Source organism: Nocardia sp. NPDC127526 (assembly GCF_042672265.1).
Taxonomy (GTDB): Bacteria; Actinomycetota; Actinomycetes; order Mycobacteriales; family Mycobacteriaceae; genus Nocardia.
In genome coordinates this window covers 341,270-361,411 of sequence record NZ_JBHXVO010000006.1, presented here as the reverse complement: position 1 = coordinate 361,411, position 20,142 = coordinate 341,270, and the positions used below count along the sequence as shown (strand labels likewise).

The 20,142-nt window shown below is 67.5% G+C and carries 21 protein-coding genes; 8 read left to right on the top strand and 13 right to left on the bottom strand.

What is annotated here, in order from left to right; genetic code table 11:
• The first annotated feature begins 124 nt into the window (after positions 1–124).
• The gene (locus ACFVIV_RS14825; RefSeq protein ID WP_379196334.1) at positions 125–871 is read left to right on the top strand and encodes a DUF4191 domain-containing protein; all 747 of its coding nucleotides are present in this window, start codon (positions 125–127) and stop codon (positions 869–871) included.
• 201 nt (positions 872–1,072) lie between these two features.
• Positions 1,073–1,939, top strand: coding sequence for an alpha/beta fold hydrolase (locus tag ACFVIV_RS14820; RefSeq protein ID WP_379196332.1), 867 nt, complete (start codon positions 1,073–1,075; stop codon positions 1,937–1,939).
• Between the two features lie 12 nt (positions 1,940–1,951).
• Here the strand turns inward: ACFVIV_RS14820 and ACFVIV_RS14815 are convergent, their stop codons facing one another.
• The 6 genes from ACFVIV_RS14815 to ACFVIV_RS14790 all read right to left on the bottom strand — a co-directional run bounded on the left by ACFVIV_RS14815 (position 1,952) and on the right by ACFVIV_RS14790 (position 5,832).
• Positions 1,952–2,326: a YrdB family protein gene (locus ACFVIV_RS14815; RefSeq protein ID WP_379196330.1), complete on the bottom strand. Its 375-nt coding sequence runs from the start codon at positions 2,324–2,326 to the stop codon at positions 1,952–1,954.
• Between the two features lie 99 nt (positions 2,327–2,425).
• Complete coding sequence (locus ACFVIV_RS14810; RefSeq protein ID WP_379196328.1) at positions 2,426–2,728, bottom strand: DUF6510 family protein; 303 nt, start codon at positions 2,726–2,728, stop codon at positions 2,426–2,428.
• 2 nt (positions 2,729–2,730) lie between these two features.
• On the bottom strand, positions 2,731–3,450 hold the full coding sequence (locus ACFVIV_RS14805; RefSeq protein ID WP_379196326.1) for a ferredoxin reductase: 720 nt from the start codon (positions 3,448–3,450) through the stop codon (positions 2,731–2,733).
• A complete protein-coding gene (locus tag ACFVIV_RS14800) occupies positions 3,450–4,049 on the bottom strand; it encodes a molybdopterin-dependent oxidoreductase (protein ID WP_379196324.1) in 600 nt (199 codons plus the stop codon). The genes ACFVIV_RS14805 and ACFVIV_RS14800 overlap by 1 nt, the downstream gene beginning before the upstream one ends.
• Positions 4,050–4,251: 202 nt before the next feature.
• Complete coding sequence (locus ACFVIV_RS14795; protein WP_379196322.1) at positions 4,252–5,178, bottom strand: alpha/beta hydrolase; 927 nt, start codon at positions 5,176–5,178, stop codon at positions 4,252–4,254.
• A gap of 126 nt (positions 5,179–5,304) precedes the next feature.
• The gene (locus tag ACFVIV_RS14790) at positions 5,305–5,832 is read right to left on the bottom strand and encodes an RDD family protein (protein ID WP_379196320.1); all 528 of its coding nucleotides are present in this window, start codon (positions 5,830–5,832) and stop codon (positions 5,305–5,307) included.
• Between the two features lie 399 nt (positions 5,833–6,231).
• Here ACFVIV_RS14790 and glnA point away from each other — a divergent pair, with 399 nt between their 5' ends.
• Positions 6,232–7,668: a type I glutamate--ammonia ligase gene (gene glnA / locus ACFVIV_RS14785; protein ID WP_379196318.1), complete on the top strand. Its 1,437-nt coding sequence runs from the start codon at positions 6,232–6,234 to the stop codon at positions 7,666–7,668.
• A 166-nt stretch (positions 7,669–7,834) separates the two neighbouring features.
• On the opposite strand, the gene kstD is transcribed toward glnA, so the two are convergent.
• Both kstD and ACFVIV_RS14775 read right to left on the bottom strand, forming a co-directional pair.
• Positions 7,835–9,517 (bottom strand): 3-oxosteroid 1-dehydrogenase, encoded by a 1,683-nt coding sequence (gene kstD, locus ACFVIV_RS14780; protein ID WP_379196316.1) that lies wholly within the window; start codon positions 9,515–9,517, stop codon positions 7,835–7,837.
• 178 nt (positions 9,518–9,695) lie between these two features.
• Positions 9,696–10,283, bottom strand: coding sequence for a TetR/AcrR family transcriptional regulator (locus tag ACFVIV_RS14775; RefSeq protein WP_379196314.1), 588 nt, complete (start codon positions 10,281–10,283; stop codon positions 9,696–9,698).
• Between the two features lie 260 nt (positions 10,284–10,543).
• Between ACFVIV_RS14775 and ACFVIV_RS14770 the strand changes: the two genes are divergently transcribed.
• Entirely contained in the window at positions 10,544–11,362 is an 819-nt protein-coding gene (locus tag ACFVIV_RS14770) for a tyrosine-protein phosphatase (protein ID WP_379196312.1), read from the top strand.
• A 1-nt stretch (position 11,363) separates the two neighbouring features.
• Here the strand turns inward: ACFVIV_RS14770 and ACFVIV_RS14765 are convergent, their stop codons facing one another.
• The 4 genes from ACFVIV_RS14765 to ACFVIV_RS14750 form a co-directional block, all read right to left on the bottom strand.
• Positions 11,364–11,825: a hypothetical protein gene (locus tag ACFVIV_RS14765; protein WP_379196390.1), complete on the bottom strand. Its 462-nt coding sequence runs from the start codon at positions 11,823–11,825 to the stop codon at positions 11,364–11,366.
• A gap of 122 nt (positions 11,826–11,947) precedes the next feature.
• On the bottom strand, positions 11,948–12,109 hold the full coding sequence (locus ACFVIV_RS14760; RefSeq protein WP_379196310.1) for a hypothetical protein: 162 nt from the start codon (positions 12,107–12,109) through the stop codon (positions 11,948–11,950).
• 106 nt (positions 12,110–12,215) lie between these two features.
• A complete protein-coding gene (locus tag ACFVIV_RS14755) occupies positions 12,216–12,290 on the bottom strand; it encodes a 50S ribosomal protein bL37 (protein WP_371852076.1) in 75 nt (24 codons plus the stop codon).
• 42 nt (positions 12,291–12,332) lie between these two features.
• Positions 12,333–13,145 carry an SDR family NAD(P)-dependent oxidoreductase gene (locus ACFVIV_RS14750; RefSeq protein WP_379196308.1) on the bottom strand — a complete coding sequence of 271 codons (813 nt, stop codon included), beginning with the start codon at positions 13,143–13,145 and terminating at the stop codon, positions 12,333–12,335.
• Between the two features lie 527 nt (positions 13,146–13,672).
• Here ACFVIV_RS14750 and ACFVIV_RS14745 point away from each other — a divergent pair.
• The 4 genes from ACFVIV_RS14745 to ACFVIV_RS14730 all read left to right on the top strand — a co-directional run bounded on the left by ACFVIV_RS14745 (position 13,673) and on the right by ACFVIV_RS14730 (position 18,580).
• Complete coding sequence (locus tag ACFVIV_RS14745) at positions 13,673–14,587, top strand: oxygenase MpaB family protein (protein WP_379196306.1); 915 nt, start codon at positions 13,673–13,675, stop codon at positions 14,585–14,587.
• Between the two features lie 69 nt (positions 14,588–14,656).
• Complete coding sequence (locus ACFVIV_RS14740; protein WP_379196304.1) at positions 14,657–16,312, top strand: CocE/NonD family hydrolase; 1,656 nt, start codon at positions 14,657–14,659, stop codon at positions 16,310–16,312.
• Positions 16,309–17,670 (top strand): M20/M25/M40 family metallo-hydrolase, encoded by a 1,362-nt coding sequence (locus ACFVIV_RS14735; RefSeq protein ID WP_379196302.1) that lies wholly within the window; start codon positions 16,309–16,311, stop codon positions 17,668–17,670. The genes ACFVIV_RS14740 and ACFVIV_RS14735 overlap by 4 nt, the downstream gene beginning before the upstream one ends.
• A 64-nt stretch (positions 17,671–17,734) precedes the next feature.
• On the top strand, positions 17,735–18,580 hold the full coding sequence (locus ACFVIV_RS14730; protein ID WP_379196300.1) for an alpha/beta hydrolase: 846 nt from the start codon (positions 17,735–17,737) through the stop codon (positions 18,578–18,580).
• 39 nt (positions 18,581–18,619) lie between these two features.
• Here the strand turns inward: ACFVIV_RS14730 and ACFVIV_RS14725 are convergent, their stop codons facing one another.
• Positions 18,620–20,056, bottom strand: coding sequence for a metallopeptidase (locus ACFVIV_RS14725; RefSeq protein ID WP_379196298.1), 1,437 nt, complete (start codon positions 20,054–20,056; stop codon positions 18,620–18,622).
• Positions 20,057–20,142 lie beyond the last annotated feature (86 nt).

Sequence of the window (20,142 nt, the reverse complement as noted above, 5' to 3'; positions counted from 1 at the left end):
TGGCACCGAATCCGGTCACGATCTTCTTCATTCTGAGCACTGTGGCTTTCTTCGCCGGATTTCGAATCGGCCGGCGGATAGGTCGCTGCCGAGCTGCCGGTACCCGGCCACTATCCTGGGTGCCATGGCAGCAGGTAAGGGCGGCGCCAAGCCGTCGAAGGAAGCGAAGGCCGCGGCGAAGGCGGCGCGCAAACAGGCGTCGAAGGAGCGCCGCCAGCAGCTCTGGCAGGCGTTCCAGATGCAGCGCAAGGAAGACAAGGCGCTGCTGCCGCTGATGATCGGCGCGTTCGTCGGCGTGACGGTGCTCTTCCTGGTGATCGGCCTCATCTTCGGATTGCAGTGGTTCCTGCTGCCGATCGGCCTGCTGCTGGGCGCGCTGGCCGCGTTCATCATCTTCGGACGCCGCGTGCAGAAGAACGTGTACGCCAAGGCGGAGGGCCAGGCCGGCGCGGCCGCCTGGGTACTCGACAATCTGCAGGGCAAGTGGCGGGTCACCCCGGGCGTCGCCGCCACCACCCAGCTCGACGCCGTGCACCGCGTGGTCGGGCTGCCGGGTGTCATCCTGGTCGCCGAGGGCTCCCCGCAGCGCGTGAAGTCGCTGCTGGCACAGGAGAAGAAGAAGGTCGCGCGACTGGTCGGCGATACCCCGATCTACGACGTGGTCATCGGCACCGAGAAGGATCAGGTGCAGATCAAGGATCTGCAGCGCTACCTGACCAAGCTGCCGCGCAATATCGACGCCAAGCGGATGGACCTCATCGAGGGCCGGCTCTCCGCGCTGGCGACCCGCGGCGGCCCGGCACTGCCCAAGGGTCCGCTGCCCACCGGCGCCAAGATGAAGGGCGTGCAGCGCACCATCCGCCGCCGCTGACGAACGGTTCCGAGGCCCGCGTCCACTGGACGCGGGCCTCTTTTTTGTGCGCATAACCGCTGGTCGAGGACGGATTCACCTGTCGCCGTGCGGTTCTCGCGAAAAATTTCGCGGGGGCGGGAACAAAGCCCTCGTTTCTAACCTTCTATAAGTCGATAGTCGGTTAGAGATGCTGATCGGCTCGGACGATAGGACGAAGCGATGACCAACGTGCGCCACAACACCGTGCAGATCCAGGGCCGGCAGGTCTTCTACCGCGAAGCCGGCGACCCGGCCAACCCGACACTGGTGCTGCTGCACGGATTCCCCACCAGTTCGGCGATGTTCCGCAATCTGCTGCGCGACCTCGGCGAGCATTACCACCTCATCGCCCCGGACCACATCGGCTTCGGTCGGTCGGCCATGCCCAGCGTCGACGAATTCGATTACACCTTCGACAAACTCACCGAGATCACGCTGGAACTGCTCGACACTCTCGGCCTCGACCGATTCGCCCTCTACATCCAGGACTACGGCGCACCCATCGGCCTGAGCATCGCCTCGCGCAATCCGGAGCGGGTCACCGCGATCATCACCCAGAGCGGCAATGCGTACCTGGAGGGCTTCACGCCGTTCTGGGAACTGCTGTTCGCCCACGCCGAGGATCACGTCACCCACGAACCCGCGGCCCGCAAACTGCTCGAACTCGACGCCACCGAATGGCAGTACCGGCACGGCGTCCCGGCCGACCGACTGCCGCTGCTCAGCCCCGACACCTGGACCCTCGATCAGGCCTACCTGGATCGCCCCGGCAACAAGGAAATCCAGCTGAAGCTGTTCCGCGACTACAAGTTCAACCTCGACAAGTACCCCGGGTTCCAGAAGTACTTCGCCGAGCACCGCCCGCCGGTCCTCATCGCCTGGGGCGAGCACGACGAGATCTTCGGCGCCGACGGCGCCCGCGCCTACCTGCGCGACCTCCCCGACGCCGAGCTCAACCTGCTCGACGCGGGCCACTTCGCCCTGGAAACCCACGGAACCGAAATCGCCGGTCTCATCCACGATTTCCTGACCCGCAAGCTCGCCTGACCGCCCGTCGCGCTATGACCGGTCGCCGAGCAGCCAGCCGATCCGGTCATAGGCGAGCACCTGATAGACGATGAGGATCGCCGCGGACACCAGAGCCCACCGCGGCAATCCCGCCAGCCACAGCGCGGCCACCCCGCCCCCGAGCACGAGCACCTCGACGAGCAGCCGCACCGGCCCGCTCACGGCCACGCTCGCCTCCCCACTCCGGCTCGGATCGCCCGGCACCGCGAAAACACCCCACGCCATCGCCGCCAGAAACGGCAGCAGCACAACGAGAACGAACTTCCACGGGGCATCGACCACCCGCCACCCGAGCACGGCGAACGACCCGAGCGCGACCAGCTCGAGCAGGAACCGCACACCGAGCATCACGGGATTGAGCGACATGCCCCGCAGCCTAACCCCGAATGTGAAACATCATCGACCGGGAACTGGTGGCGGCGACACGCCGCAGAACCCCGCCACCAGTTCCCGGTCGGCGTCGTTTCACTCTTCGGGGACGGGGAGGCAGAGGGAGGCGCCGGGGCCGAAGTCGAGCCAGCGGCCTGTGGGGGTGGTGGTCAGGCGGAGGACGACTGCGGAGCAATGCGTGCAGCGGGCCACTGTGCCGGGGCAGTGGATGTAGACGAGGGCGCGGGCCAACGGCTCGATGACACCGCATGCACCGCAACGACATCCGCAGCCGGTGAGGTCGGCGGCGAAGACCTCCGAGAGAGCGCCGGCCAGGGCATTGCCGTCCAGGTGGGACGGCTCATGGGCTCCGGTGGCGTAGGTGTAAGGGGTCGGCATGGTCACTTCCCTGTCGGTCCGAAGCGTTCGGTCTTGATCATGGCCGGATCGTGCCCAGCGGAAACCAGTGCTGCGGCGGCGAATTCAACGAAAGGAGTGGGGCCGCAGACGAAGCAGGTGACATCGGGGGCAGGAGGCAGGGCGTATGCGGCGATCTCCTCGGCGGTGAGGCGGCCGGCGGGTCTGGTGAATCCGGGTGGCGTGCTACGGGTGTAGGCGAGGAACAGGTCGAGGTCCGGTGTGTCGGTGCCGAGCAGTTCTTCTCGGAAGTACAGATCGTCGGGGTCTCGCAGGGAGTAGATCAGGCGGAATCTGCTGGGGTTGGCCGACTTTCGGCGGGCGCGGAGCATGGCGGCCAGTGGGACGATGCCGGAGCCGCCCGCGACGAGGGTGACGGGGCCGTCGGCGGCGGGGTTCCAGACGAACCAGCCGCCGATGGGGCCGCGGACTTCTATCAAGGCGCCGACAGGGAAATGGTCGACCAGGTAGCCGGAGACTTCGCCGTCGGGGACGCGTTGGATGGTGATCTCGACGGTGTCGCCGGCGGCGGGGGCCGAGAGGGAGTAGCTGCGTTCGGCGCGGTAGCCGTCGGGGGCGGTGAGGCGGACGTCGAGGTGCTGGCCGGGGAGGTGGCCCGGCCAGCCGGGGATGCGGAGGGTGAGGGTGCGGGCGGAGGGGGTTTCGACGTGGGCCGCGAGGAGTTCGGCGGGCTGCCAGCGCATCAGTCGCCCTGGTATCGCTGTTCGCGCCAGGGGTCGCCGTAGCTGTGGTAGCCGGCGGTCTCCCAGAATCCGGATTCGTCGTGGTCGAGGAGCTGGATCGATTTGACCCACTTGGCGGATTTCCAGAGGTAGAGGTGCGGGACGAGCAGGCGGGCGGGGCCGCCGTGTTCGGGGTGCAGGTCCTGGCCGCCGTAGGTGTGCACGATCCACGCCCGACCGTCGGTCAGGTCTTCGAGGGGCAGGTTGGTGGTGTAGCCGCCGTAGCTGGTGATGTAGGCGAATTCGGCTTGGGTTTCGACGTTTTCGAGGAGGGTGTCGAAGGAGACGCCCTGCCAGTCGGTGTCGAGTTTGGACCAGCGGGTCACGCAGTGGATGTCGACGTGCGGCCGGTCCTGTGGCAGGGACATGAATTGCGGCCAGCTCCAGCTGTATTGGCGGCCGAGTTCATTGGTGATGCTGAACTGCCAGCGGTTCAGGTCGATGCTCGGGGTGGGGCCGGCCGACAGAACCGGGAAGTCCTCGGTGAGGTATTGGCCGGGCGGCGTCCGGTCGCTGGGCGGGCGCGGGCGGCCCTGGAAGCCGGGCGAAAAGATGCTCATGCGATCGCTCCTCCGGAGAACGGCAGGTCACTGCATGGATCTGGCGCTGGGAGTCAGCGTACGCCGCGACCCCCGAAAAACCGGGCCAATCGGACGCGACGCCACCCGTCATTCCGGCGTGCTCTTGGGCCGGAATCCACGTCTGCTCGACCAGGGCCGGTTTGGATCCCGGCCAAAGCACGCCGGGATGACGAAGAAGTGGTCAGCCGACGTGCCGACCGAGGAAGCGGACCACGTCGGGGGTGATGGTGCGCCAGTACTCCTCGGTGTGGCCGCCAGGTGAGACGAGGCCGACCTCGGGGCGTGCGTTGGCGATGAATTGGCGGCCGCCCTCGACGAACTTGTCGCGGTCGCCGACCCACAGGCCGATCGGCGCCGGGCCGAGCTTGTCGATATTGCGCAGCGGGTCGAGGGCGGCCCATTCGTCGGCATTGTCGAAGGCATTGCGCTTGCGCATCTCCGACCACGAGGTGATCAGCCCGGGCGAGATGGTGGCGATGGCCTTGGCCGGGCGGCCGCGTTCGGTGCGGCGGCGCGAGTACAGCAGCGCGCCGAATCCGCCCATGGAGGTGCCGGTGCAGGCGAACGGTTCGCCGCCGGGTCCGCCGAGGCCGCGTTCGGCCAGCCAGCGCGGGGCATCGTCCAGGAGCATGCGCATGGGGTCGTCGCCGCTGTGGTGTTCGTGCCAGTAGTTGTCGCCGCCGTCGATGGCCATGAAGCCGAAGGCGGGCACCAAACGCGCGGCGACCATGGCGGCCAGCACGCCGCCGAGGTCGCCGACGGCCGCCTCGTGGGCATTGCCGTGCAGGCCGTGCAGCAGCAGCGACATCGGCAGGCCCTCGGTGCGCACGCCCGGCGGCAGGATGGTGACGACATTGACCGCCCGCCCGCGCGCGGCGGAGTGCAGGCGCTCGGAGCGGATGATCGGCGCGATGCCGAGCAGCGTCTGCCCCGGGCCGTCCGAGATGTGTCCCGCGTGCAGCACCCGGCGCACGCCGTCGCCGCCGGTCGCGGCATTCCCGCCGGCGCTCACCGCCGCTCCGGCCGCGGCCAGACCGAGCAGCCCCGTGGATGCGAACAGCGACCGCCTGCTGATCTTTCGCGCGGCAGCCCGATAGTTCTCACCCATTGATCCTCCAACAGCACAGCAACAGCTATCTGCCGTGACCCGAGCTCAGCGGCCCGGCCACGGCAGACGGCCGCCACGATACCTATCGAAAGCAACGCGTGGTGAACATTCGGCTACGGCTAACCGTCAGCGCCCGTACACCAGTGCGGTGCCGGTGGCGCGGTCGTGCATGCCGCGGCCGTCGCCATCGGTGAACAGGGCGGGGACGACGAAGACCAGAATCACCTGCCGGGCCAGGGCGCGTACGAAGCCGACGGCCACGGCGGCATCCACGCGGATGACGCGAATCTTGAGGAAGTACTGGCCGGGAGTGAATCCGAACAGGGTCACCGCGGCGATGCCGAGGACGAACCAGACCAGCAGCGTCGGCGTCGACAGCGAGCCCATGACGACCAGGAAGTCCGGCGGCGGCGCCTCACCGGGCTGCAGGTTCATCTTGCTCACCAGCTCATCGGCATCGGGCCGGATGATCAGGGCCGCGAGTCCCATGGCGATGAACCAGTCCACCAGCAGCGCGGGCACGCGGCGCACCATCGGGGCGAGGGCGCCCACTCCGGATTTCGGCAGCCCCAGCTCCTTGCCCTGATAGTCGTTCGGATCGTTGCCGGAATTGGCGTTGGGTCCGGACAGCCAGGAGCCGGTGATGCGTGCCATGACCTCCACCTTATTCGGCGGGCGGGCGGTGGCCGCAGGGCCCTCGCGATCCGGTCGCGGGCAAACTCCGGGCATCCGAAAGTAACCGGAAAGCTGCCCAACGGTGAAAATTCTCACCGTGACCGGCCGACACACGGTAAGGCCCCTATCTTTTCAGCGTCTTAACAGCCTTCCCGCCGAGGTCGGTGGCAGGATGTCGGTGCTGGTCGAGCATCTTTCGATGACCGAAGCGGCTGTCTCGCGAACCCGGAGACACCGTCGGCCTCGGGGCCGGCACTACGTGTAACACTGGCGAAACACAGTCTTGATTGCGGGGAAACTTCGCGTCCATACCGTCTGGTCGCGACGAACCCATGCAGTCACCACACTGGCTGGGAACCGATCCGTAAGGAGTACTACGTGGCATTCAGCACTGCCGACGAGGTCATCAAGTACATCAAGGAGGAGGACGTCGAATACGTCGACGTTCGTTTCACCGACCTCCCCGGTGTGCAGCAGCACTTCTCGATCCCGGCAAAGGCGTTCACCGCCGACCTCGCTGAGGAAGGCCTCGCGTTCGACGGTTCGTCCGTCCGCGGCTTCCAGTCGATCGACGAGTCGGACATGCTCCTGCTCCCCGACTTCAGCACCGCTCGCCTGGATCCCTTCCGTGCCGCGAAGACTCTGAACCTGAACTTCTTCGTCCACGACCCGTTCACCCGTGAGGCGTACTCCCGCGACCCGCGCAATATCGCGCGCAAGGCGGAGGAGTACCTGCGGTCGACCGGTATCGCCGACACCTGCTACTTCGGCGCCGAGGCGGAGTTCTACATCTTCGACTCGATCCGCTACGACTCGGCCATGAACGGCGCCTTCTACGAGATCGAGTCGATCTCGGGCTCCTGGAACACCGGCGCCGAGTACAACCCGGACGGCACCCCCAACCGCGGCTACAAGGTGCGCAACAAGGGCGGCTACTTCCCCGTCGCCCCATACGACCACTACGTCGACCTGCGCGACAAGATCTCGACCAACCTGCAGAACGCGGGCTTCGAGCTGGAGCGCGGCCACCACGAGGTCGGCACCGCCGGTCAGGCCGAGATCAACTACCGCTTCAACACCCTGCTGGGCGCGGCGGACGATCTGCAGCTGTTCAAGTACATCGTGAAGAACACCGCGTGGCAGGAGGGTAAGACCGTTACCTTCATGCCGAAGCCGCTGTTCGGCGACAACGGCTCGGGCATGCACGCCCACCAGTCGCTGTGGAAGGACGGCAAGCCGCTGTTCCACGACGAGGCCGGTTACGCGGGCCTGTCGGATCTGGCGCGTCACTACATCGGCGGCATCCTGCACCACGCCCCGTCGCTGCTGGCGTTCACCAACCCGACCATCAACTCCTACCACCGTCTGGTGCCGGGCTACGAGGCCCCCATCAACCTGGTGTACTCGCAGCGCAACCGCTCGGCTGCCGTGCGCATCCCGGTGACCGGCTCCAACCCGAAGGCCAAGCGCATCGAGTTCCGCGCGCCGGACTCCTCGGGCAACCCGTACCTGGCCTTCGCCGCCATGCTGATGGCCGGCATCGACGGCATCAAGAAGAAGATCGAGCCCCTCGCTCCGGTCGACAAGGACCTCTACGAGCTCCCGCCGGAGGAGGCCAAGAACATCCCGCAGGCCCCCACCTCGCTGGCGTCGGTCATCGACCGCCTCGAGGCCGACCACGACTACCTCACCGAGGGCGGCGTGTTCACCGAGGACCTGATCGAGACCTGGATCGACATCAAGCGCACCCAGGAAATCGCGCCCGTCAACCTGCGGCCGCACCCGTACGAGTTCGAGCTGTACTTCGACGTGTAAATCGTCTGGAGCGCAAGCGTTCTTGTGGGAGCCCCCACCCGCCTCGGCGGGTGGGGGCTTCGCCCTTTCCGGGCGTCTTGGGCACAGCCCGATTCGGGCGTGTTGGGCGCAGCCGGTTTCGGGCGTGTTGGGCGGTGTCCCTCTCACGCGCCTTGGGCACGAAGCTCTATGAGCGGTCGGCGGCGTGGCGGGCGGCGAGGTAGGCGAAGACGAGGGCGGGGCCGATGGTAGCGCCGGGGCCCGCGTAGGTATGGGCCATGACGGGGGCGCTGGCGTTGCCTGCTGCGTAGAGGCCGTCGATTATCGAACCGTCTTGGCGGAGAACGCGGCCGGTGACGTCGGTGGTCAGGCCGCCCTTGGTGCCCAGGTCGCCGGGGACCAGTTTGGCGGCGTAGTAGGGGCCTACTTCCAGAGCGCCGAGGTTGGGGTTGGGGTGTTGGCGGGGGTCGCCGTAGTAGCGGTCGTAGGCGCTGGCGCCTCGGTGGAAGTCAGTGTCTTGGCCCGATTGGGCGAAGTCGTTGAAGCGGTGGACTGTTGAGGTCAGGTGGTCTGCGGGGACGCCGATCTTGTTGGCCAGTTCCGCCAGGGTGGGTGCGGTGGTGAGGGCGCCGGATTTGAACCAGGCGCCGGGGAGGGGCCGGCGGGGTGGGAGGCCGGCGAAGGAGTAGCGGTTGCGGTAGCGCTGGTCGAAGATGAGCCAGGCTGGGAGGTTTTCGGCTGGGCCTTCGCCTTCGCCGTTTTCGCCGCCGTACATGCGGTGGGTGGCCTCTACGTAGGGGAGGGATTCGTTCATGAAGCGTTCGGCGCGGGCGTTGACGATGAGGCTGCCGGGGAGGTTGCGTTCGGAGAGGCAGAACCAGGGTTGGCGCGGGAGCGGGATGGAGGGGCCCCACCAGGCGTCGGACATGAAGGCTGTTGCGGCACCCAGGGATTGGGCGGCGCGGATGCCGTCGCCGGTATTGGATGCGGCGCCTACCGTCCATTCCGTTCCGATCGGGTCGCGCTGGTAGTGCGTGCGCATGGACTCGTTGTGCTCGAAGCCGCCGCTGGCGATGAGCACGCCGCGGCGGGCGGTGATGAGCTGCTCGATGCCGTTGCGGCGCACCATGACTCCGGTTACGCGGTCGCCGGTGGTGTGCAGGTCCAGTAGCGGGGTCTCAAGCCACAGCGGGACGTTCGCGTGTAGCAGGCCGGCGCGGAGCATGGCGCTCAGGGCTTGGCCGCGGGCCAGGAGGTGCTGACGGAGCAGATGGCCCTTGAGCCAGCGACCGGCCAGGCGCAGGCCGCGGAAGGGTGCGCGGGGGTTGCGCAGGCCCAGGTGCAGCTGGCGGAAGTCGGCTTGGGTGAGGGCGACATTCTTCGGGGAGGGGGCGTAGTCCGGTTCCAGCGTGGCCAGTTCCGGGCCGAGAGACTTGGCGTTGTAGATTCTGGGCTCGACCGAGCGGCCGGAAGCGCGGCCGCCGGGGGCTTCCGGGTAGTAGTCGGAATAGCCTGGAACCCATTGCAATTGCAGCGGTGAGTGGGCCAGCAGGAAGTCGAGCGCTTCGGGGCCGCGATCGATGTAGGTGTTGATCCGGTCCGCGTCGCCGTACTCGCCGATGATGTGCGTGAGGTATTTGCGGGCGGCTTCGATATCGTCACCGGGGTTATCGCGTTCGAGCACGGAGTTGCCGGGGATCCAGACGCCGCCGCCCGATCGGGCCGTGGAACCGCCCCAGTGCGTGGCCTTTTCGATGATGACGGTGGTCAGGCCGTGGTGGGCGGCGGTGAGGGCCGCGGCCATGCCGGCTGCGCCCGAGCCGACCACGACGAGGTCGAAACTGTCGGCAGGGGCTTGATCGTGGTGCATGTGGAGCTCCAGGTTCGTTCGTGAAGTGCGGCAGTGGATTTTGCCGCGAAAATGACGGCGGGTCCGAGAGGGCGGCGCTCCGCGGCCGCCCAGCGACGGCCCGAGCTCATGATCATTGTGGCCGGTTCGCCGCCGACGAGCGCGTCGCGGCAAGCCGTGCGGCCCGTCGATCAGGAAGTCAAGCGCGCCAACGGTCGTCGAGGACGGCGGCCAGTGCGCCCTCGACACACACTGCCAGCGAGGCTGCGGAATCGGCTGGGGTGCGCAGCCATTGGAGGTAGCCGTATTCGGCGGCGGCGAGCATGAGGTGGACCAGCAGGCCGGGATTGCTGTCGGTTTCCGGGTCGCGGGACATGCGCTGGGCGATGAGGTCGACCAGGCGGGTGCGGTGTTCGGGGGAGATGAGGGCGACGCGGTCCAGCAGGTGGGGGGCGGTGCGGAAGGCGGCGCGCCATTGCTCGAGCTCGGCGGGGGCGAGGGTGGTGGAGCGGGTCAGGATCGATTGGGCGAGAGCCACATCGGCGGGTTCGGTGGCCGGGCGGGCCTCGAGCAGGCCGGCGATGCCGGCGCCGCCCTCGCGCACCGGGTCCAGGAGCAGGTCTTCCTTGCTGCGGACGTGGCGGAAGTAGGTGCTGGGTGAGATGCCGGCGGCGGCCGCGATCTGCTCGGTGGTGACGGCGTCGAATCCGTTGTCGGCGAACAGGGTGAAGGCCGCGTGCTGGATGTCGGCGCGGATCTGCTGTCGTTGCCGTTCACGCAGTGACATCGGCGCTCCTCCCATTGTGTGCGATCGGATCGCATGGTGAGAGTATCTCCAGATGTGAGAGTTACTGTCAATAGCGCAGTTACGTCCAGTCCCGGTCAGCGGCCGGATGGTCTCGCTGACCGACAGAACCGTCCCGTAACGCGGATCACACTCCTACTGTCCCGCGCATGAATTTCAGTTCGCTTGTACGCGTTAAATTTTCGATTGTTTCCCTGACGGTTGCGGCACTAGCGGTATGCGGGGTGGTTGCGGCCGTTCCCATGCCGACCGCGACGGCCGAGCCGGTAATGACGGCGGCGACGAGGATCGATTTGCAAGGCGCGGTGAATGTCCGTGATATCGGGGGCTATTGGACTTATGACGGGTCCAAGACAAAGTCCGGGAAAGTTATTCGATCGGATGCGCTGGGTAAGCTCACCGATGCCGATGTGGCCAAACTGGGGACTTTGAAGCTGCAGAAGGTGATCGATCTGCGCACCCCCGCGGAGGTGCAGGGCATGGGCGCGGATCGGCTGCCCGCGGGCGTTCCGCTGGTGGCGCGGCCGATCGACGACACCGGCATGTTCGTGAAGATGTTCGAGGCGATTTCGTCGCGGGATCCGCAGAAGCAGCAGGATCTGCTCGGTGACGGCAAGGCCGAGCAGATCATGGGCGATGTGTACCGCAGCTTCTTCACCGCGGATTCGCTGAGCAAGTTCGGGCAGACCGTGAAAGATATCGCGGAGACGAATACCGTCACGCTGGTCCACTGCACGGCGGGCAAGGACCGAACGGGCTGGCTGACCTATGTGGTGCTGCGCGCGGTCGGTGTGCCGGAAACGGTGGCGCGGCAGGATTATCTGCTGTCCAACCAGTACCGTCAGGCCGCCGACGCGGCGCTGCGTGACCAGCTGAAGCAGGGCGGGATCATGCAGAATCCGGATCTGCTCATCCCCTTGCAGGAGGTGCGCGACGAGTACCTCGATATCGCGGTCCAGCAAGTGGAGCAGGAGTACGGCGACTTCGGGGATTTCCTCACCGACGGACTGGGCCTGGACGCCTGGACCATTCTGAAGCTGCGGAAGAACCTGGTCGGCTGAATCAGCCGAACCCCGGGCGGGCTATGGGCCCGAGGATGCTGAGGTCGAGATCGCCTGCGGCCTCGGTCCATCCGGTGGCGTGCAGCTCGTCCGGGGAGCCGACGCCGAGCGCGTCGTGCAGGCCGATGGCGGCGGAGCGGGCCAGGTCGATCAGGCTGCTGGGCGGGCGGGGCCACAGCAGGGTGCGGCGCCAATTCTCGATTTCCCGGTTCATAACCGGGGCGGACCAGCCCAGATCGCGTAATCGCTGCGCTGCGGATTCCGGAATCGGTTCCGCGAGATAGTAATTGCCGGTCAACTCGGCCGATAGCTTGATGTCGAACTGCTGAAACTGCACGTAGCGGTTGCCCGTCGCGGCGATGACCACCGTCGCCCGCGAGGGTAATTCAGCGAGTAATCGAGCCAGTGCCTGGACGAACCTATCCCATTCCGTTGTCACTGCCCGCTCGCTCTGCCCCCGCATGATGCCCATCGGGGCCGATCCTACGCCGTCAAATCGTCTGGGTCACTGCGAGTTCTGGAGTAAATCACAAAGCGGGAGCCGCGGCTGCGTCGACTGTGCAGCCGCGGCTCCCGCATGATCGGCTACCGTCGCGCGGCGCCGAGGATCGCGGTCGGCGCGTATCCGGCCAGCCGTGCGTCGCGTTCCTCCCGGGTGAGGGTATGGCGCGCAGCGAATTCCCGAATCTCACGGCGCAGCGTCTCGAACACCGAGGACGCCGGCGCAGTGCGAACGACAACAGACATTCCGCTCATTGCACTCTCCCAATTGTGATTTCACGACATCTGGCCAACCATTCTTCCAACGAAGCGATCCGGTGGCCGTAAATCTCTCGTGAAAATCAGCGCACCGTCAGGCACCGGGCCGTTTGCCGTGGTTGGCCTTCTTCTTGCGGCGGGCCCGCTTCTTGGAGGCACGCTTGGACATGGTTGTTCCACTCCGTTCAGTCGTATGAGCTGCCGCTCGGTTTCAGCCGAGCAGCTGGCCGGTGAGTTTGGCGAGCCGGGTCCGCGCGGTCGCGTTGTCCACCAGCGCAGCCGGTTTCGCCGGTTCGCGGCGGTCGTAGTAGCCGCCGCTGATCACCGGACGCTCCGGCGGGCAGTACTCGGCCAGGATCTCGGCGGCCTCCGCGGGCGCCGTGCCTCGCGTGTCGTAGATCCGCAGCAGCGGTGTGCGCACCGTGCCCGGATTCACGCTGACCACGCTGATCTCGCCATTGCGCTGCTCGGCGAAGGTGCGGCCGAACATGGTCAGCGCCAGCTTGGCCTGGGTGTACACCGGCAGCGGCAGGTAGAACTTGTTGCGCGCCAGGTCGTTCCAGCCGATGCTGCCGGCCTTGTGCATGTCGGAGGACACGTTCACGATGCGGCCGCCTACCTCCGCCAGCAGGGGCGCGAGCAGGGTGCTCAGCAGCACCGGCGCGAGATAGCCGACCTGCAGGGTGATCTCGTGACCGTCCTCGGTGAGGGTGCGGCCCTGCGGGCCCGCCATGGCGGCATTGTTGACGAGCGTATCGAGCCGCTCGGTCGTCTTGATCACGGTGTCGGCCAGCTCGCGCACCTCGCTCAGCCGCGCGAAGTCGGCGACCACCAGGCGCAGGCGCAGCGGTTCGGCGCCGTCCTTGACCAGTTCTTCCAGGGCCAGATCGCCCTCGGCCTGGCTGCGGGCGTGCACGAGGACGGTGGCGCCGTCGTCGACCAGGCGGCGCGCGAGGGCGAAGCCGATGCCGGAGGTGGCGCCGGTGACGAGCACCGTGCGGGTCGGGTGCGGGAATTCGGACATGACTCCATCCATGAGGGGTCGGCGCACGGCGCAGCGAACCGCACGAGAATGCGGCCCGCGGCCACGCGCAAGGAATTGCGGAAATCGCCGAATGGCGAACCGGGTCAGGCGATGCGGGAGTGCGCGGAAATCAGAGGAGCCGGAAACCGGATCGAGGAGGCTCGTCCTCGCTGCCGAATCCGGTGCGTTCCAACTCCGATGGCACGACGTCCCGGGAAACAGGCCATGCGCCGCGGCGTCCGGATATTCCGGAGGCGCGGTTCAGCGCGACGGACGCTGCGCATGTGTGGGCCATGTCTACACCGAACCGGAGTGGGCGGCGGGCGCGCAAGATTCGCGCCGCCGGATTTACGTTTCCTTTTCGGTTTCCGCCCCGGGGGCACTGCACCGAGCTCGCGCGCATGCCCGGGGAGCCCTCGCCACGCTGTGACGGTTGCCACCGCGTCGATAGAGTGAGAAGATTTGAACGTAACTCTCTCAGCCTGTCGGGATGGCGCCCGCCAGGACAGTGATCAAAGGAGCTCACCGTGACCGCCGCACTCGCGCAGACCGATCATGAGACCCGGGCAACCCGCCCGGAACGCCGCCCGTTCGGCCCGGACTCCCGGATGTGGCAGGACACCGGCCTCATCACGTTCTCGCTCACCGCCGGGTCCGCCTTCCTGTTGCAGACCATGGAGCCGACCATCGCCGCGGTGGTGGACGAGCACTCGACCTTCCGCACCGACGCCATGGGCCGCGCGGCGCGCAGCATCGCCTCGGTCATGATGTGGATCTACGGCGGTGAGGAGGCGCTCGCCGAAGCCGACCGGCTGCGCACGATGCACGCCACCCTGAACTCCACCGACGCGCACGGCGTCAAGCACCGCGCGCTGGCCTCCGGTCCGTGGGCGTGGGTGCTGCACACCGCCGTCTTCGCCTTCACCGAGGGCAACCGCTACTTCTCCAGCGAGAAGCTGACCGAGGCCGAGATCGAGGCGTACTACCAGGAAGTGGTGCAGCTCATGCGCAATTTCTCGGTGGCGCCCAAGGAGATTCCCGCCACGTACGCCGAGTGGCTGCCATGGTTCGAGGATCAGCTGGAGAACCATCTCGTTCCCACGAACGTGGCCTACGACTACTTGAAGACGGCCCGGACCCTGGCCCCGCCCAAGCAGATCCCCGCTCCCCTGCGCCCGGTCTGGCGCGCCGCCGCCCGCCCGGTCGGCCGGCTCCAGTACTTCTTCACCGTCGGCACGACTCCCGAGGTCATCCGCGAAAAGCTCGGCCTGGAGTGGACCGACAACGACGAACGCACGCTGCGCGCCCTCGGCCGGCTGATCGGCCACACCGTGCCGCTGCTGCCCGAGCGCGTCCGCTACTTCCCCATCGCCTACGAGGCCCGCCGCCTGGAGCGTGACCGCGCCCGCCTGCGCAAGATGATCGACCTGCGGCCGGTCTAGCGGGCGTTACACCCTGGTTCCGGGGGCTGGCCTGCGGGGGCGATACCCACCAAGGTCACTATGGTGAGCATGCGGATGGTGTTGTGGCGGGCCCTGGTTGGCCTGTTGCTGGTGGCGGGGGTTGTGACGGTACCGGGGCAGGCGGCCGCCGAGAGCGGCTATCAGTGGCGGCAGGAGTACATCACCGCGGCCGACGGAACCCGGCTGCACGCCGATGTGCTGCGGCCGGCGGGGATCGCCGACGACGTGCGGACTCCGGTGATCATGACCGTGAGTCCGTACCGGGCGCATCTGGCGTATCTGAGCGACCCGCGGCCGAAGGGCGGGCCGTCGACGGAGAACCTCGAAGTGGGGATGTTCCTCGCCGCAGGCTACACCTTCGTGATCGTGGACCTGCGCGGCTTCGGCGGATCCAATGGCTGCCCGGACTTCGGCGGCCCGGGCGAGCGGTCGGATGTGAAGACGGCCGTGGAGTGGGCGGCGGAGCAACCGTGGTCGACCGGCAAGGTCGGCATGTTCGGGGTCTCGTACGAGGGCTGGACCGGCCTCATGGGGCTGGCCGAGAAGCCGAAGGGCCTGGCGGCGGTGGGCTCGTTCGAGCCGGTGGTGGATCCGTACGCCTACCTGTACATGCAGGGCGTGTCGTGGAAGTTCTCCGGGAAGCCGATCACCGAATACGGTGTGCGGCCGGGTGATTTCGCGGGCTTGGAGCATCTGCTGATCGCGACGACGCCCGCGCATTGGGCGGATTCGGCCGAGTACCAGGCGAATGCGATCAACTTCGACACCGCCTGCTACTCGAAGTACCTGAACGACACCACCAATCACGACGGGTCCTCCGCGTTCTGGCGTGACCGCGACCTGGTGGATCGCCTGCGCGGCAATACGATTCCGCTGTTCCTCGGCCAGGGATTCGTGGACTACAACACCCGCGCGGACCGAGTCTTCCAGGTGTGGAACGGCCTCGGCGCGGGCGATCACAAGGCGTGGTTCGGGCAGTGGGGGCATCGCACCTGCCACACCAAGTGCGGCACACCGCATTTCGACACCGAACTGCTGGCGTTCTTCGACAAGCACGTGGCCGGCAAGGATGTGACGATCCCCGGACCGCGCATCACGGTCAGCCAGTTCGACGGCGGCTGGCGCTCGGAACAGGCGTGGCCGCCGGCCGACAGCCGCGAGCTGACCGTCGACCTGCGCCCCGGTGACTACATGGACCGCGGCCTGGTGCCCGGAGCCGATCGGGAGATCTGGACCGTCTCGCAGCCGCTGGAAACGGACCAGCACATCTCCGGCGCGGCCTCGGCGACCCTGACCCTGGACAATCCCCCGCAGGCCGCCACGGTCACGGTCGAGGTGTACGACATCGCCCCGGACGGCCGGGCCACCAATATCACCCGCGGTATCGCGCCCGCGACGGCCACCACCCAGGTGCGGCTGCTGGCGCAGGACTGGCCGGTCGCCGCCGGGCATCGCCTCGGATTCCGGATCACCGACGTGGTGGACGACGTCTGGTCGCACACCCCGGCCTTCGCCCGCGTCACCGTGACCTCGGCCCAGCTGCGGCTGCCGCTGCTGTCCGAGGTGCGCACGCCGGATCTGCAGGGCGGTCTCACCGAGGGCATTACCAAGTGGCGCGCCGAGCGGTCGACCACGCTCGCGCCGAATCTGATCGACAATGCAACGGTGACCGTCAACTTCCCGCCGAGGACCGGTGACCGATGACCCGAACCGCACCCGCCACCCCCACCGTCGACGACGCCGTCGCCGAACGCCTGGCCACGGCCCTGCGCTGCGTCACCATTTCGCGCGAGGATCCGGCGGAGACCAACCTGGTCGAGTTCGACCGGCTCGCCGAACATCTCGAAACCGCGTTCCCGCTGGTGCACACCCATCTGACCTGGGAGACCTTCGGCCACAGCCGGTTGTACCGGTGGGCGGGCACGCCCGACACCAGCAAGGTGGCGGCGATCCTGCTGGCGCATATGGACGTGGTGCCGGTCGACGACGAACAGGGCTGGACGCATCCGCCGTTCGCCGGAACCGTGGACGACGAATTCATCTGGGGCCGTGGGGCGATCGACGACAAGAGTCGCGTGCTGGCGATCCTGGAGGCCGTCGAAGCGGCGCTGGCCGACGGCGTGCAGCCGGAGCGCACCATCTACCTGGCCTTCGGCCACGACGAGGAGGTCGTCGGCGACGGCGGCGCCGCGCGCATGGCCGAGCGGCTGCGGGAGACGGGCGTGCAGGCCGAACTGCTGCTCGACGAGGGCGGCGTGATCACCACGGGCGTCGCGGTCGGCATCGAGCGCCCGGTGGCCACGATCATGGTGGGCGAGAAGGGTTTCGCGACCGTGCGGCTGTCGGTGTCGGCGGTCGGCGGGCACTCCTCCATGCCGGGACGCCAGACCGCCGTCGGCCGGCTGGCTCGGGCCGTCGCGCGGATTCAGGACAACCCGTTCCCGCTGCGATTGACGCCCGTGACGGTCGATATGGTCACGCGTCTGCGGCAGGTGATGTCCGAGCCGCAGCGCACCCTGCTCGGGCTGGCGAAGGTGGCCGGGCCCGCCATCACCCGCATTCTCGCCATGCGACCGCAGACCGAGGCCATGGTCCGCACCACCACCGCACCCACCGTGATCCACGGCGGCGTCAAACCCAATGTGCTGCCGCAGCAGGCCGAGGCCTTCGTGAATTTCCGCATCCTGCCGGGTGATTCGGTCGCGGATGTGCTGGCGCACTGCCGCCGCGTGATTCGCGACAAGCAGGTGGCGATCGAGCTGCTCGGCTCCGCCTCCGAGCCCTCCCCCGCCCCGTCGGCCGGGCCCGCCTTCGATCTGGTGGCCGAGCTGGCGCGCGAGGTCGTGCCCGGTATCGCGGTCACGGTCGGCATCGTCCCCGGCGCCACCGACTCCCGCCACTACGACGGCCTGGCCCTGACCCGCTGCAATTTCGCGCCGATCATTCTCACCGCGGCCGATCTCGAGCGCATTCACGGCACCGATGAACGCATCTCCCGCGCCAACTACGCCCGGCTGATCACCTTCAACCGCCGTCTCATCGACCGCCTCGCCCACTCCTGATCCGCAATAGTGCGACAATTCGGGCGGCACTTGCTTGGCGGACGCGCGACGAAAGGGAGCGACGATGACCCGGACCGAGACCGGCGAATTCCAGGGCAACGGGGGGCGCGTGTTCTGGCAGGCGTGGCTGCCCGAGGGGGAGCCGCGCGCGGTGGCGGTGATCGTGCACGGGTACGCGGAGCATTCGGGGCGGTACGCCCATGTGGCCGGGCGATTGAACGACGCCGGGATCGCGGCGTACGCGCTGGACCACATCGGGCACGGGCGCTCGGACGGCGGGGTGAACGCCAATATCGAGTCGGCGGATGCGGCGGCCGACAATGTGGCGACCATGCTGTCGACGGCGGCGCGGCGGCATCCCGGACTGCCGAAGTTCCTCATCGCGCACAGCATGGGCGGGCTGATCACCGCGTACCTGGCCACGCGGGCGCCGCTCGACGTGACCGGTATCGCGCTGTCGGCGCCGGCGGTCGATATCGACACCGGCAATGCCGTGCAGAAGCTCGTCGCGCCGCTGCTGTCCCGGTTCACGCCGAATCTGCCCGTGCTGAAGATCGATTCGAAGCTGGTGAGCCGGGATCCCGAGGTGGTGCGCGCCTACGATGCGGATCCGCTGAACTATCACGGCGGGGCGCCGGCGCGCACGGCCACCGAGATGCTGAAGGCGGGCGACTTCGTCAAGGCGCACGCGAGTCAGCTGACGGCGCCGCTGCTGGTGCAGCAGGGCACCGCCGACGGGCTGGTGTCGATCACGAGCAGCGATGTGCTCGAACAGGGCGCGGGGTCCAAGGACAAGACCGTGCTGCGCTATGACGGGCTTTACCACGAGATCTACAACGAGCCCGAGCAGGACAAGGTGCTCACCGATCTCGTCAACTGGCTGGACGCGCACATTCCCGCCGCCGGGTGAGATTGCGGCACAGGAGGATTCGCCTCCGCTACACGTGCCTCAGTTGAAGGTGCTGAGGCACGTCTGCTCACCATCGAGCACACCCGTGCGGAAGGCTTCCAGGCGCACGAATCCGCTGGAGACGACTTCGCCGTTGACGTCGCTGGCGGCCAGGCCATCCGACAGCAATCCGGACACCGCCTCATCGAGATCGTCTGCGGAGAGCCGGATATCGCTGCCGGGCTCACTGAGTTTGGTGGTGAACGCCCCGGACATGCAGGCGGCGCGCAGGCCCGCGGTGTCCGCGCCGGTGACGCCCAGGTTCCGATCCTGTTGTACCGCAAGCATGTACCGGGAGATGAGCAGGATGAAGGCGGTGTAGTCGCCGGAGACCTCGGCGGACAGGATCTCCCCGCTGTCATTGCCCCGGGAGAGCCTGGCCAAATCGGGCACGTCCATGCCGATCGTTCCGGTGGCCGGGCAGTACGAAACCGGGTTCGTGGCAGTCACATTCGCGCAGCGGTCGACGCCGCCGTAGTCGAACAGCAGTTGCGACTGGATCGGATAGGCGCGCGCCAGGGACTGGCCGACCAGATCCAGGGACTGGCGGTCCACCAGCAGCTGCGCGGATTCCTCGCCCGGCAGGAAGCTGGTGGGCAGCGTGCCGCGGCGCTGTTCCAGTTCGGCGCGGTCGATCTCGATGCACGCCTGAGCGCCGTCGGTGTAGCCGATCTGCACAGCTGTCACGCGCTCGAAGGCGGTGCCGTGCTCGTTCTCCGAAGCGCCCGGCTCCTGATCGCGCACCGCGATGGTCGCGCCGAGCACGCCGTTCAAACCATCGGTGGTGTTGATGGTGAAGTGCCGCGAATTCCCTTCCGCCACATGGCGGAGGAACACGCCTTCGAAGCAGTCGGCCTGTTGTTCGAGCACCACCGTCGGGGTGAGCATGCCATTGAGCCGGGCCATGGCCTGCAGGGCGTGACCGTATTCGTGGGCCATGACCATGACCACCGCCATCTGGCCGAACTTGCTCACCAGTTCCGGCAGCAGCACGCCGCGGTCCCAGCCGATGGACCGGTCCAGGGTGCAGTAGGCGGCATTGATCTGCTCGAAGGTGGTCTCGCGGCAGAAGTCCGGGGCCCGGCCGCGCGCGGCGGTGGCATCCCAGGAGATGAATCCGCTGGGCGGTTCGAAGCTGCCGGGGAAGAACTTCGAATACTCCGCGCTCCAGAACTCCTGGAGATCGGCCATGGCATTGAGGGCCAGCCGGTCTTCCAGGCCGCCGTCGGCATTCACCGCGGTGAGCGTGGTGTCCGGAACATCGGGGCGTAGACCGCTCGGTCCGGTCGCCGAGGAGGCACCGTTGATATCGAACGGATTGTCCATCCCGCCCGAAAGATTCTCGGCGCCTTGCTTTATCGCGTCACAACCGGTGAGGGCAACCCCCGCCACCAGCAGAAACGCGACCAGCCCGGCCCGCAGTCGCGAAATCCGCATCTCGCCTCCCGAGTACCGCTCCGGGCAGGCCCCGCACCGGCCCGGGAACTCGGGACGGCGGACTCAGCAAACCCGGCGTCTTCGAG

What these genes read in the sequence shown, in the direction of transcription:
- ACFVIV_RS14825 (WP_379196334.1), top strand. Translation starts at nt 125, where the DNA reads ATGGCAGCAGGTAAGGGCGGCGCCAAGCCGTCGAAGGAAGCGAAGGCC.
- ACFVIV_RS14820 (WP_379196332.1), top strand. Translation starts at nt 1,073, where the DNA reads ATGACCAACGTGCGCCACAACACCGTGCAGATCCAGGGCCGGCAGGTC.
- ACFVIV_RS14815 (WP_379196330.1), bottom strand. Translation starts at nt 2,326, where the DNA reads ATGTCGCTCAATCCCGTGATGCTCGGTGTGCGGTTCCTGCTCGAGCTG.
- ACFVIV_RS14810 (WP_379196328.1), bottom strand. Translation starts at nt 2,728, where the DNA reads ATGCCGACCCCTTACACCTACGCCACCGGAGCCCATGAGCCGTCCCAC.
- ACFVIV_RS14805 (WP_379196326.1), bottom strand. Translation starts at nt 3,450, where the DNA reads ATGCGCTGGCAGCCCGCCGAACTCCTCGCGGCCCACGTCGAAACCCCC.
- ACFVIV_RS14800 (WP_379196324.1), bottom strand. Translation starts at nt 4,049, where the DNA reads ATGAGCATCTTTTCGCCCGGCTTCCAGGGCCGCCCGCGCCCGCCCAGC.
- ACFVIV_RS14795 (WP_379196322.1), bottom strand. Translation starts at nt 5,178, where the DNA reads ATGGGTGAGAACTATCGGGCTGCCGCGCGAAAGATCAGCAGGCGGTCG.
- ACFVIV_RS14790 (WP_379196320.1), bottom strand. Translation starts at nt 5,832, where the DNA reads ATGGCACGCATCACCGGCTCCTGGCTGTCCGGACCCAACGCCAATTCC.
- kstD (WP_379196316.1), bottom strand. Translation starts at nt 9,517, where the DNA reads ATGCACCACGATCAAGCCCCTGCCGACAGTTTCGACCTCGTCGTGGTC.
- ACFVIV_RS14775 (WP_379196314.1), bottom strand. Translation starts at nt 10,283, where the DNA reads ATGTCACTGCGTGAACGGCAACGACAGCAGATCCGCGCCGACATCCAG.
- ACFVIV_RS14770 (WP_379196312.1), top strand. Translation starts at nt 10,544, where the DNA reads ATGCCGACCGCGACGGCCGAGCCGGTAATGACGGCGGCGACGAGGATC.
- ACFVIV_RS14765 (WP_379196390.1), bottom strand. Translation starts at nt 11,825, where the DNA reads ATGCGGGGGCAGAGCGAGCGGGCAGTGACAACGGAATGGGATAGGTTC.
- ACFVIV_RS14760 (WP_379196310.1), bottom strand. Translation starts at nt 12,109, where the DNA reads ATGTCTGTTGTCGTTCGCACTGCGCCGGCGTCCTCGGTGTTCGAGACG.
- ACFVIV_RS14750 (WP_379196308.1), bottom strand. Translation starts at nt 13,145, where the DNA reads ATGTCCGAATTCCCGCACCCGACCCGCACGGTGCTCGTCACCGGCGCC.
- ACFVIV_RS14740 (WP_379196304.1), top strand. Translation starts at nt 14,657, where the DNA reads ATGCGGATGGTGTTGTGGCGGGCCCTGGTTGGCCTGTTGCTGGTGGCG.
- ACFVIV_RS14735 (WP_379196302.1), top strand. Translation starts at nt 16,309, where the DNA reads ATGACCCGAACCGCACCCGCCACCCCCACCGTCGACGACGCCGTCGCC.
- ACFVIV_RS14730 (WP_379196300.1), top strand. Translation starts at nt 17,735, where the DNA reads ATGACCCGGACCGAGACCGGCGAATTCCAGGGCAACGGGGGGCGCGTG.
- ACFVIV_RS14725 (WP_379196298.1), bottom strand. Translation starts at nt 20,056, where the DNA reads ATGCGGATTTCGCGACTGCGGGCCGGGCTGGTCGCGTTTCTGCTGGTG.